Below are 12,289 nucleotides of genomic sequence, written 5' to 3'. Positions count from 1 at the left end.
CTGTTGATAGGAGCCAGTCTTGGCTGATCTGATTGGACGTTTACCGTTAAAGAGCCTCAATATTTTTCGTGTGGTAGCAAGGCTCAATAGTTTTAAACAAGCGGCAGAAGAGTTGTGTGTTACCTCGCAAGCGGTAAGCTTACAAGTTCGCTCGTTGGAAAGTGCGCTAGGTATTACTTTGTTCCAGCGTTTTGCTGCAGGCGTTGGGCTTACGCCTGCGGGGGAGCGTTTATATGAATATACTGAGCGTAGCTTACAGCTATTAGAGCAGGGTATTCGTGAAGCGCAATCGTGCCAGCAGCGACGCCAGTTCCGTATTAACGCCTCTCCATGGTTCGCTATTCACCGTTTGCTACCCGTGCTGGAACAGTTTGAGCAACAGCATCCTGATGTAGATGTAAAGATAACAACCGCGGTTGGTTTTCCAGACTTTGTATCGCAGCGGTTAGATTGCGCGATACAGTGGGGATGGGGGCAGTGGCCTAGCAGCGCTAAACAACTGTTGTTGAAAGATGACAAAAGGCTCGTTTGCGCACCTTCACTAATAAGCGCTCAAAAACCATTAGATACGCCCGCAGACCTTAAGCATCATCGTTTATTGTGCACTGAACTGTCGGTGGCTTTGTGGCAACAGCTATCTAATACGCTAAGTCTTGACCTGTTATTGGAACGGCAAACGCTTATTCTTGATAGTCAGGCCAGCCAGGTAGAAGCAACCGAGAAAGGATTAGGTGTAGCCTTGATTTCAGATGCTCTGGCGCTAGAGGCTTGTAAGGAAGGCCGGTTGGTAATGCCATTATGGGAAACGCCTGTGAGTGTGCTTAATCCTTCGCTATTACCGGGCTATTGGTTGGTAATGGGGGAAGAACGTCAGCAAGACGAGCTGACGTTGGCATTCAAAAAATGGCTGTTTAATACATTGAAGAATGATGCTCGCTTCGCGGGTTTTTAACATCAGTCCAGTGCTTTAGCCCAATAGCTCGTCCAGTTGGGCTTCAGAGTATCGTTCTCGTAACGTTCGTTTTAACAGTTTACCGGCGGTATTTTTGGGTAAGTTGTCAGCAAAAATAATTGCTTTGGGTACTTTAAAACTGGCTAAGTGTTCTTGGCAGTGATCGATCAGTATTTGCGCTGTTGTTTCACCGTCAGGCTTGAGAACTACGACGGCTGTAATGGCTTCAATCCATCGGTTGTGGGGAGTGCCTATTACGGCAACTTCAGCCACGGATGAATGCAGATAAAGCGCTTCTTCTACATCACGGCTGGCAACCAATACGCCCCCCGTATTGACGACATCTTTAATTCTATCGACGATATAGATAAACCCTTCTTCATCAGCATAGGCTAAATCACCGGAGTGAAACCAACCTCCTTCAAAGGCTTCACGGGTTTCGTCAGGTTTATTCCAGTAGCCAATCATCAAGTGCGGTGAGCGGTGGACTATTTCACCACGCTCACCCGGAGTGCAGTCGATCATCGTTAGTGGGTCAACAATACGAGTAGTAACGGACATCACCGGCTTTCCTGCAGATGAAAGCCTTCCCGCATGCTCATCTGGGCCTAATACAGTGGCCAATGGCGCAATTTCACTTTGCCCATAGCAGTTATATAAACGACTTCCGGCTAAACGTTTGGTGAGCTCTGCGACAATCGGCTCTGGCATAATAGAGGCGCCGTAATAAATATTTTGTAGAGAGCTAAGATCGTATTGGTCAAATGCAAGGTGGCGTAAAAGGCCAATCCATACGGTTGGCGGGGCAAAAAATGAATTTATTTTTTCGCGACTAATAATGTCAAATACCGACTCAGGTAGAGGCGCTTCCATTAAATAAGTTAGGCTGCCAATCATCAATGCCGGCATGGTAAATACATGCATTTGTGCTGAATGGTAAAGAGGTAATGCGGCTAATGATCGGTCCGTGCTTTTTAGGTTTAAATGGTGAATACAGCTGTTGTATTCACTCATGAAAGAGCGGTGCGTGTGCATAGCGCCTTTAGGGTGTGAGGTAGTTCCTGACGTATATAAAATTTGTACTACATCAGTATCGCTAATATCGATATTTGGAAGATGGTCGTTACCTTGTGATCGAGCAATCTTGAGTATATCTAATTCATTATCTGATGTGTTTTTTGAGCGTAATCTGCCAACAAGTGAAAGTGACGTTGAGTTTTTTATGTTTGATACATGCTCCGCTAATGCATCATCTACAAAAACCGCTTTGGCGCCCGACTGCTTTAACAGATAGCTGAGCTCATCTTGAATAAGCGCGAAGTTGACCGGCACATGAATTAGCCCAGCACGTGTGCAGGCAAGCCAAAGTATTAAGTAAGCATCTGAATTTTTACCATAAGCGGCGACCCTATCTCCTTGCTGTAGACCAGAGTCTGTCAGGCAGTTAGCTACGCGGTTAACCGCTAAATCCAGTTGTTGATAAGTCCAACGGCGCTGTTCGAAGATGATGGCTTCTTTATCAGAAAATCGCATTGCTGAGCGCGTTAGCCCGTTGCCGATAGTATTACTGGTTGCAGCTTGGATAACAGGTAGAAAATCAGTTTGCATCGTCAATGGCCTCTAAAATTTTATTGTTGTTTTCTCATGGGCTTTTATCGAGTTGTCTCATATTTTCGATGAGTGCTGTTAGGTAAACAATGATTATTATGTCCAAAAGGTTTAACGATTAAGGCCAGCAAGGTGGTCGATGTTTGATGTTAACCTTAAAGAAGGTAGGACTTTAGCCGATATGCTCAATACTGATCAGTTAATACTAAACAGCTAGTTAACATGGCCAATATGTGTCGGAGTTGGTGTGAATACAGAAAATTTCCAAAAAAGTACTGCATATCTAGATGGTGCCTTGATGTCTCTGGATGGGGATAAAGTCATCATCATTAGTTTTGGGGCCCTACAAGAGCGTTTTTATGTGTCCAGCAGTGGTGAAGTAAATCGTTGTGGCGAACAAGGCCCTGTCAGAGGAGATGAGAGTGACTTTGAGCGCTATCGGATGGCTTTTTTAGAAGCATTGATGGATGGCGGGTCATTGATCGTGCGTCAAGTTGCAGTGGGTGAACTTAAATTGCCCGACGCTTTGGGCAGCGGTGTTGTTCCTTTAGATTATTTAAGCGCAGCAAAAGTAGGACCTAAAGGGGTGCGCTCAATGAAAGCGGAAGAGCTAAAAAAAGTGTACCAACAAGGCGCTGATGGTGCTGTGGAGTACCATGATTTTCCTAGTAAGAATCAAGTGAAAATTGCCATGCTTAAGTTGCTAGAAACCGAACAAAATTAATATCGAAAGGTGTGATTAAATGAGCTGTACTGCTTTTTAGCTTCAGCTCATTTGCACAATAAAAGAGAGAGGATCTGCAATGGATCTTCATAGCCTATTATTCTGCTATGTCAAATAGGAAAGGCAAGCTGTTGTTTTTTTAAGTATGCTATACCCTCACGGCTGAGAAATCAGACGTTGATATTCTAACGAGCTAATGAATGACCATGACCTTTTGGTTGTTTAGTGCTTAGAGGATATGGAGGGGCGTATGAATCTTTTTGACATAGTAAAAGGTGCCTCATCGCATGGCAGGTCTGAACTTGAGAGAATTGACTACTTAGATGGATGGAGAGGAGTAGCTATTTTACTCGTTCTACTGAGTCACTTTTTTAATGTTGTCGAAGTTGATTTGGGTAGAATGGGAGTCGATGTCTTTTTTGTCTTGTCCGGCATGCTCATGTCTAACATCTTATTTATTAAACGAACACCACTGAGCACTTTTTATAAAAGGCGCATTAGCAGGATTCTTCCAGTTTTTATTGTTTTTCTGTCTTTAATAAGTTTGATGAGTTTAGTTTTTAATCTCTCTTCTGAACATTTCAATTATTTTTATAATGTGTTTTTTCTTCGATCATATTATCCAGTTGAGCCTGGGGTACTAAATTCTGGTTTGCCTCTAGGGCACCTTTGGTCACTCAATGTTGAAGAGCATATCTATGTATTACTAAGTTTAATTACACTGATTTCATTCTGTAAAAATCGTATTTGCTTGATACTCCTGGCATTGGGAGGGGGGTCTATATTTCTTCAAGTGCTATATGTGAAGTTTCCTCATTTAACATCGGAAAACTATTCGTTTAGAACAGAGGTGGCGGCAAGTTTTTTATTGATTTCGGCGGGGTATTTTTTGCTGAAAGAAAGGATGGAGCAATTTGTACCGTCATGGTTGCCTATTATAACTTTTTTGATAGCATTAATTTGCTACAGTGACTTTCCTCTTCATTGGTCTGCACAATGGTTGATTGCCCCTATTCTTTTGGCCTTTACAGTCAACCACCTCAACTCGCTTTCTCCTTTCTTAAAACGCTTACTTTGCGTGCCTGCCTTGAGGCTTGCTGGACTTTGGTCTTTCTCTATATATCTTTGGCAACAGCCCTTATATTACTGGGGAACAAAAGGTGGAGATGCTTTTTATTTGGCGGGCCCAGTTCTCTTTGTACTAAGTATTATTTTAGGGGCAATGTCTTTCTATTTAATAGAAAACCCTGCGCGAAGATATCTAAATAATAATTGGTGATTAGTGGGTTTTATTTCTGCCGTTTAAATTAAATATTAGATTGCAGATAAACACTAGGAGCTACGCCGGTCCAGTTTTTAAAAGCTCTACAAAAAGCCGCTTGTTCCGTAAAGCCTATGAGCTGGCTGATATCAGCAATGGATAGTGATTCTTCTGTGAGTAAACGAATCGCTGTATCGCAGCGCAATCGGTCTTTAATCTGTTGATAACTTACTCCCTCATCTTTTAGCTTACGGCGCAGTGTTCTTGCTGTCATGTGTAATAGCTCCGCTATTTTCTCTAACGTGGGCAGCTGCTCAAGCCCTTGTTTAAGCAATAAACGCCTTACTTGGGAGTGCAAAGAGCTGTCTTGCCCTACGCGTCGTAGTATTTCTAACGGAGATTGTTTTAAGAATGTTGCAAGCTCGTTCTGGTCTCTGACAATAGGAAGGTTGAGTAGTTTGGAGTGTAATGTAAACCCCGATGTTGGTTGTTCAAATAATAGCTGCCCACTAAACATGGGAGCGTACTCATTATTATGAAAAGGCTCTTGATAGTTGAAACGTGTACCTAAAAAGGTCACTTGTTTGTTGACTAGCCAACAACTAAAACGCTGCCACATTAATAGTAAAAATTCTTGGAAAAGGTGGTTTGGGTCGTACTCAGGATGGCGCAATGTAATTGAAAAATCGACGATGTCACCTTGTTGCTCGATGATAAATTCAATGTCGTTTTGTACACGGCTATAGAACCGAGCGCTTTGCTGCAGCATGCCGCCAAGTGTTTTGGACTGCAGTACTGATTCAGCCATTAATTCAAATACCCCAAGACGACAAGGGGTTTCCGTCAGCCCCATGAACTCATCACCCGTTTCAAGCCATACACTGCGTATTAAATTAGCGAGCTGAATCTCGGTAATGCGAGCGCGTGGCTTATTTACCAACTCCAGTGGAATTGAGGCTTGAGTTAAAAGCTTCTGTTTTGAGAAACCCGCCTGAAGCGCCCCACTGATGGTGGCGTGTATGTAATGGTTGGATACCAGTTTCTTCTTCATTTTACTCTACGTGAAAACCCTAGTTTAAGAGCATAACGCTATTGCTGTTTGCCTGCCAGTCTGAGATTCGAGCTTCGAATAGTTTCTTTTAAAGGCGTACATGGACACTTTGGTTAAATAAAACGTCTGTAATCATCATGGTCAGTATGTGCACTCACCGTTAATACTGATATGCAAAAGCACATGATTAGATCAGTGTTTCCCCTGCAGCTATTAGCGGAGTGTTCCTAGTATGAATGTTGATAATAAAGTAGCGGTGGTGAGCGGAGGAGCATCAGGTTTGGGGTTAGCCACTAGCTTACGTCTCATCGAACAGGGGGCCAAGGTTGCTATTTTTGACCTGAATACTGAATTGGGCAAATCGTTACAGGCAGAGTATCCACAGCAGGTTGCTTTTTATCACGCTGATGTCACGCAAGGTGGAACTATTGAGTATGCCCTCAGTGATGTAGTGACACGCTGGGGAAAGATTAATATTTGTGTTAATTGCGCCGGTATTGTTGCTGCAGGAAAAGTGCTTAATCGTGAAGGTAAAGCACAACTCTTAGCTAGTTTTAGCCAAGCAATACAGATTAACTTAATTGGAGTGTTTAACGTATTACGTGTCGCTGCTGAAAAGATGGCGCTTAACCCTCCTGATGCTGATGGTCAGCGCGGTGTCATCATTAATACGGCATCAGTGGCTGCTTTTGATGGGCAGGCAGGACAAGCGGCTTATAGCGCGAGTAAGGCTGGCATTGTTGGTATGACGCTTCCATTGGCACGAGATTTAGCGGGTATCGGTATTCGTGTGATGACGATTGCCCCTGGGCTGTTTGATACTCCCATGATGAAGTCTTTACCACAGGAGGTGCGTGAGCCATTGGTTAGCATGGTGCAGTCACCTAGTCGTTTTGGTGAACCGAATGAGTTCGCCTCTTTATGTTGCCATATTATCAATAACAACTACCTCAATGGTGAGGTCATCCGCTTGGATGCCGCTATTCGTATGGAGCCTCGCTAATGTTAAATGAAGAAATAAACCTCTACCGTGATATGACCATTCGTATGCTAGAGCAAGAGGTCGTACCTTTTTATGAGGCGTGGGAAAGTGCGGGACAAGTACCACGTTCTCTTTGGAATACTCTAGGGGCCGCGGGCTTGTTAGGTGTTGATATGCCTGAACGTTATGGCGCAGCGCAAGCACCGTTTGATGTGGCTCAGATGGTTCTAGAAGAGATGTCGCGTATGGGGTTTGGTGGGCTGGCGAGTGGGCTGAATATACATGCCAATATCGTTATGCCTTATATTCTGGCGTATGGCAATGAGGAGCAAAAACAGCATTGGTTGCCTAAATTAATTTCAGGAGAGGCGGTAGGTGCAATAGCAATGACGGAGCCCAGTACTGGTAGTGATTTAGCTGCAATTCAAACCCGTGCAGTACGTAAGGGTGATAACTGGGTTCTTAATGGATCAAAAATATTTATCACTAATGGGCTACATGCCGATGTAGTTATTGTTTGCGCCAAAACAGAACTACAAGCAGGCGCGAAAGGCATCTCATTGTTTCTAGTGGATACCTCTTTAGCGGGTTTTTCTCGCGGCCCTGGGATTAAAAAAATAGGCCAGCATGCCAGTGATACGGCTGAGCTTTTCTTTGATGATTTAGTCATCCCACATGTAGCCTTGTTAGGTGAAGAGAAGCAAGGCTTTACTTATTTGATGCAAGAGCTACCGCGGGAGCGACTAGGAGTGGCGACTCAAGCGGTAGGTTCTGCTGAGGGTGCATTGGCACTAACGATTGATTATGTCCAGCAACGTAAAGCTTTTGAACAACGCATTGCTGACTTTCAAAATACCCGTTTTAAACTGGCTGAAATCAAAACCCGAATAGAGGTCTGCAAAGCCTATTTGAACCAGTGTATGCGCTTATATCAGGCAGGAGATATGACTAGCCAAGAGGCATCTATTTTAAAATTGAGTTCGACCCAGATGCAGTGTTGGGTAGTGGATCAATGCTTACAGTTATTCGGTGGGTACGGTTATACGCAAGAGTACCCTATCTCGCGTTTTTATCTTGATGCTCGAGTGCAAACTTTATATGCCGGTACATCTGAAATCATGAAAGAAGTGATTGCCCGTGGCATGATCAGTAAGAGAGAGACAAAATGAGTAATGCAAAAATTGCCGGTGTCGGCATGGTTAAATTCAGCAAGCCAGGACAACACCAACCTTATAGCTTGATGGTCAAACACGCGGTAGAAACTGCATTAACAGATGCTAGCATTAACTTTACAGATATTCAGCAGGCCTACGCCAGTTATATTTATGGTGACAGCACTAGTGGACAAAATGCTCTCTACACGGTGGGAATGACCGGTATTCCGGTGATTAATGTGAATAATAACTGCTCTTCTGGATCAACGGCGTTATTTTTGGCTCGTCAGGCTGTTGCATCGGGGGCAGTGGAGTGTGCATTAGCGTTTGGTTTTGAAGAGATGCAACGTGGTGCATTGTCTTCTCATTGGACAGATAGAGAGTCGCCGTTTGATTCGATGTTGCAGCAACTGGATGTTATTGCTCCTGAAGCACCAGCGGGACCATTAGCTTTACGTATGTTTGGTTCAGCGGGTACGGCGTATATCGATAGGTATGCTGCAAATCCTGATATCTTCGCTAAAGTTGCTGTTAAATCACGCAAGCATGCAGTACAGAATCCATTTTCACTCTTTAATAATGAATTAAGCGTTGAAGAGGTGATGTCTGCGCCATCTATCTATGAACCTTATTTAACACGATTAATGGCATGCCCACCGACCTGCGGAGCTGCGGCGGTGATTGTTTGTAGCGAAGCATTTGCACGTCGACATGGTATTAAGGCATCTGTTGAAATTGCAGGCCAAGCAATGGCGACTGATCTAGCTAATAGTTGGGATAACCCAATGGACCTGATTGGCGCGCAGATGACGAGAAAAGCAGCCAATGAGGCCTACCAAGAATCCGGTATTGGTATTGATGACGTTGATCTAGTTGAGCTGCATGACTGCTTTACACCTAATGAAGTTATTACCTATGAAGCCTTGGGGATGTGCGGCGAAGGGCAAGCTGAGCAATTGATCAATGATGCAGAAAATACATACGGAGGTCGCTTTGTTGTGAATCCATCAGGGGGGTTAATGTCTAAAGGGCATCCTATTGGTGCGACGGGCTTAGCGCAATGCACCGAGTTGGTTTGGCACTTACGCGGTCAAGCAGGTACACGACAAGTGCCTAATGCAAAAATTGCTCTACAGCATAACTTGGGCTTAGGGGGCGCTGCTGTCGTAACGATCTATAAAGCCTGTTAGTAGTCATTACAGGTTCATGTGGCTGAGGAGTAAAACTTGCCCTTGGTGGTAAGTTTTATTGTTTGCTCTGTAGTGTGTTCACCGTCAAACTTAGAAAAAATAAACCTTTTCTTGGAGCGCCTCATGCAAGCTGAAATCTTTTTTAATGAACTGTGGACTGATTACGTCAACATTGCTCCACAGGCTCAGAAAATTCATGATCTGTTTGCGGCCACGGATGGTGAAGTGATAAATGATCATGTTGCGTTTCGTACGTTTGCTAATACGCCGCTGCGACTTGACCTACTTGAGCCTCTGATTCTAGCGATGGGGTATGAGCGCCAAGATAGTTATGAGTTCAAAGCAAAAAAACTACGTGCTCATAGCTTTATTCACCCCAACCCTCTGGTACCCAAAATCTTCTGCTCTGAACTGCTGGTGGAGCAGCTGAGTGACTCTGCACAGAAAACTATCGAGAAATACACAGCACAGATAACAGAAAAATCACTCGATCAATCAGTTTTTTGGTCTGGCCGCCACTGGGAAATGCCTAGCTGGGATGATTACAACACGCTCATGGCTGAAAGTGAATATGGTGCTTGGTTACTGGCTATCGGTGTACGAGTTAATCATTTTACTGTCAGTATTAATCATCTAACGACGACGAGTGCGATCCGTGAAGTGTTAGAGCGCGTGAAGAGCGCAGGATATAAAGTGAACACGGTAGGGGGGGAAGTCAAAGGTACGCCTGAATCCTTATTAGAGCAAAGCTCGACAATGGCTGATCGTCAGTTTTTTGAATTTACAGGCGGTGATCAGCATGAAATCCCAACGTGCTTTTATGAATTTGCTAAACGCCATGCTGATAATCAGGGTGTTGTTTACCAAGGCTTTATTGAAGCGAACGCTGATAAAATTTTTGAATCGACAAACGGTTAACTTTTTCTATTTATAACGCATTTAGTTATACACATAGGCCTGCCTCTATAGCGCAACGGTTATTTAGCGCGGGCCTTGTTGATTTTATTCATATATTTTAAAGTGGATACCTCCTATAGTCGTTTTGCTATCACAAGGAGGAACCACTTAATGAATTGCTGTCATCATTTTCAGCTCATGGCTATCTATAATCGACGGCTGAATAAGCAGGTCTACCAAGCCTCAACGAACTTATCTTCGGCTGAACTAGAAGAAGGTATAGGTGCCTTTTTTAAGTCTATTTTAGGGACCCTGAATCATATAGTTGTCGGGGATTTGTTGTGGCTATCACGCTTTGCAACGCATTCGATCCGTTATCAATCTTTAACGCACCTGACAACGTATCCCCAACCATCTTCATTGGATGAGCAGCTGTATGATAATTTAGATGCATACTGGCGCGCTCGTAAAGATATAGATGACAGGGTGCATGAATGGTTGTCGAATGAGGTTTTGGAAGCTGATTTTGAGCGTGACCTTACCTATACCAATAGTAAAGGTATTGTCAGTAAACGAAATTTTGCTGAGCTAGTTTCGCATCTTTTTAATCACCAGACACATCATCGAGGACAGGTCAGTGCTTTACTTTATCAGAAGGGTATTGATATAGGCGTGAGTGATTTTTTGATGGATATACCTGATACGATAATTAAATAATTATGCTTATTCGTTCTTGGTAGTGAAACCACCTAAATTATTAAGGAGTATGTTGTCTAGTCCATAGGTTTGCATAATTTGCCCCCAATTCTTGTCAGCTAACATTTTTTGTGGTATTTCCTCTATGTAGCTTGATAGCTCTTTATTGGTTGTTTTAATTAAAAAATGTCGTTGGTAGTTATGATATATAGAATATGAGAAGTCATCTTTCCAACTGTTATCTTTTATAATATAAGCAAACGAGCTATATGGGCCAATGCCATCATCGAAACGCTTAAGCAATAACATTTCTAAGAGTTGTTGCTCTGAGCCTGTATCTGAGCGCTTAACCTCTCCAGATTTTACGAGCGGGCCGACATTGATGAAGTGGTATCCCTGTATTCCTCCTAAATGAAATCCTTTTAGGTGCTCGGGTTGTGAAAATGTTTGAACACTCTTTTTATTCCAAATATAAATACTAGCATCTTTAAAAATAGGCTTAGACCATTGGTATTTCTCTGTGGCCTTTGGGCCAAACCATGCATACGACACCCAAGGAATAATCATGTCGGTTTTAGTTAATAACATGTCCAAGCGATTGCGTGGTAATACTTCAACATTGAATTGATAGGCACCATTGCTATTTTTAGAGAGGTAGTTTGCAAGCTCATAGCCCAACCCCACTGCTAGTAATAAAAGGGGTAAGTGTATAAAGTGACTTGCTCTGAACCGGAGGCCCACATCGAGGTTAGCCCAGCAAGACTAAATATAATCTTGATGAGGCGTCTGTGATACTGAATACGGTTTTTCATGGAGACTCACCTATTGGTTCATGTGTCAGCAATATCCTAATAATTCAGTTTTTAGCACCTGAGTCGTTTAATTACAATTTAGTATAGATGACTCTTGTTAGATGTGGCCGGATATACAAATTTCATAGTAATACCCGTTAATTTTTTGTTATATATAGCTAGCAATTAAGCCAATTAGACCGCCAAATACGCCTCCCCAAACGACCAACCAACCTAGATGTTTTTTGATCATATGTTGAATAATATTCTTGACCATTTCTGGCGTTAGTTCATTTAAGCGCGCATCGACAATCTGTTCAATATGCTTGCTAATATCAGCCCCGAGTTTTTCTGTACTTAGGCTTTGATGAATGGCTGCCTGAAAGCGCTCGCTTTGTGCTATCTCTTGCAAAGCAACACGCATTTTTTCAGATATGGGTTGGCGTAAAGGCTCAAGTGCCTCAGCCCCACCCATCATGTTCAGCATGGCGCCAAGAGACGAGGAGTTGATGGCGTCGATCAGCTTTTGAAAAATATTATCGTAATCAACCGCATCCAAAACAGGTGTGAAGTCTAAATCCTTTTTAACAGACTCTTCTTCAGATTGAATGAAGCGTTTAATGTTGTCTGTGGTGAAAAATTGCAACATGATGATATTTTTAATGCCGCTTTTGAAATCTTCGAATTGATTTGGAATAACCCCTGAGCCATACAAAAATGGTACTTTCTCAAAGAGCATATGAATAGCTAACCAATTGGTGATGGCACCAGAGAGAGCAAATAAGCCGATAGATAATAAGGTATGTGAATACACAGGAGAAAAGAAGCCAGCAATAACGAGTAAGATGGCAAGGAGGTTGGTGATGAGGCTTTTATTCATAATATGAAACTGATTTAACTGTTAAAGTTTGGGAGAAGGATTTTAGTACATTATTGGCTTATTGAAGAGAGTATTTGATGAAAACTTACCTTCTTAAAAGCAG

At 42.9% G+C, this 12,289-nt stretch carries 12 protein-coding genes; 8 read left to right on the top strand and 4 right to left on the bottom strand.

The genetic code is table 11. The features are described from left to right. The first annotated feature begins 19 nt into the window (after positions 1–19). Positions 20–952: a LysR substrate-binding domain-containing protein gene (locus tag G511_RS23755; RefSeq protein WP_051221553.1), complete on the top strand. Its 933-nt coding sequence runs from the start codon at positions 20–22 to the stop codon at positions 950–952. 15 nt (positions 953–967) lie between these two features. Here G511_RS23755 and G511_RS0104735 read toward each other — a convergent pair whose 3' ends face one another. Then, positions 968–2,560 carry a fatty acyl-CoA synthetase gene (locus tag G511_RS0104735; RefSeq protein WP_036551269.1) on the bottom strand — a complete coding sequence of 531 codons (1,593 nt, stop codon included), beginning with the start codon at positions 2,558–2,560 and terminating at the stop codon, positions 968–970. A gap of 247 nt (positions 2,561–2,807) precedes the next feature. Here G511_RS0104735 and G511_RS0104730 point away from each other — a divergent pair, with 247 nt between their 5' ends. Together G511_RS0104730 and G511_RS0104725 are read left to right on the top strand one after the other, a co-directional pair. After that, positions 2,808–3,284 (top strand): hypothetical protein, encoded by a 477-nt coding sequence (locus G511_RS0104730; protein WP_028468618.1) that lies wholly within the window; start codon positions 2,808–2,810, stop codon positions 3,282–3,284. Positions 3,285–3,534: 250 nt separating this feature from the next. Further along, on the top strand, positions 3,535–4,563 hold the full coding sequence (locus G511_RS0104725) for an acyltransferase family protein (protein ID WP_028468617.1): 1,029 nt from the start codon (positions 3,535–3,537) through the stop codon (positions 4,561–4,563). 28 nt (positions 4,564–4,591) lie between these two features. Here G511_RS0104725 and G511_RS0104720 read toward each other — a convergent pair whose 3' ends face one another. Continuing rightward, entirely contained in the window at positions 4,592–5,596 is a 1,005-nt protein-coding gene (locus G511_RS0104720) for an AraC family transcriptional regulator (protein ID WP_028468616.1), read from the bottom strand. A 232-nt stretch (positions 5,597–5,828) separates the two neighbouring features. On the opposite strand from G511_RS0104720, the gene G511_RS0104715 reads away from it, so the two are divergent. From G511_RS0104715 to G511_RS0104695, 5 genes are all read left to right on the top strand, one after another. Further along, positions 5,829–6,599, top strand: a complete 771-nt coding sequence (locus G511_RS0104715; protein WP_028468615.1) for an SDR family NAD(P)-dependent oxidoreductase — start codon at positions 5,829–5,831, stop codon at positions 6,597–6,599. After that, a complete protein-coding gene (locus G511_RS0104710; protein ID WP_028468614.1) occupies positions 6,599–7,747 on the top strand; it encodes an acyl-CoA dehydrogenase family protein in 1,149 nt (382 codons plus the stop codon). The genes G511_RS0104715 and G511_RS0104710 overlap by 1 nt, the downstream gene beginning before the upstream one ends. Continuing rightward, positions 7,744–8,922 (top strand): lipid-transfer protein, encoded by a 1,179-nt coding sequence (locus G511_RS0104705; RefSeq protein WP_028468613.1) that lies wholly within the window; start codon positions 7,744–7,746, stop codon positions 8,920–8,922. The genes G511_RS0104710 and G511_RS0104705 overlap by 4 nt, the downstream gene beginning before the upstream one ends. A 123-nt stretch (positions 8,923–9,045) precedes the next feature. Further along, positions 9,046–9,840 carry a DUF1338 domain-containing protein gene (locus G511_RS0104700; protein ID WP_028468612.1) on the top strand — a complete coding sequence of 265 codons (795 nt, stop codon included), beginning with the start codon at positions 9,046–9,048 and terminating at the stop codon, positions 9,838–9,840. A 150-nt stretch (positions 9,841–9,990) separates the two neighbouring features. Continuing rightward, the gene (locus tag G511_RS0104695) at positions 9,991–10,536 is read left to right on the top strand and encodes a DinB family protein (RefSeq protein ID WP_028468611.1); all 546 of its coding nucleotides are present in this window, start codon (positions 9,991–9,993) and stop codon (positions 10,534–10,536) included. 6 nt (positions 10,537–10,542) lie between these two features. On the opposite strand, the gene G511_RS0104690 is transcribed toward G511_RS0104695, so the two are convergent. Both G511_RS0104690 and G511_RS0104685 read right to left on the bottom strand, forming a co-directional pair. Beyond that, a complete protein-coding gene (locus G511_RS0104690; protein WP_084629012.1) occupies positions 10,543–11,256 on the bottom strand; it encodes a transporter substrate-binding domain-containing protein in 714 nt (237 codons plus the stop codon). Positions 11,257–11,475: 219 nt separating this feature from the next. Further along, complete coding sequence (locus tag G511_RS0104685; RefSeq protein WP_028468609.1) at positions 11,476–12,186, bottom strand: DUF445 family protein; 711 nt, start codon at positions 12,184–12,186, stop codon at positions 11,476–11,478. Between the last annotated feature and the right edge of the window lie 103 nt (positions 12,187–12,289).

Source organism: Neptunomonas japonica DSM 18939, assembly GCF_000422765.1.
GTDB lineage: Bacteria > Pseudomonadota > Gammaproteobacteria > Pseudomonadales > Balneatricaceae > Neptunomonas > Neptunomonas japonica.
This window is presented reverse-complemented; position numbering and strand designations above follow the sequence as displayed.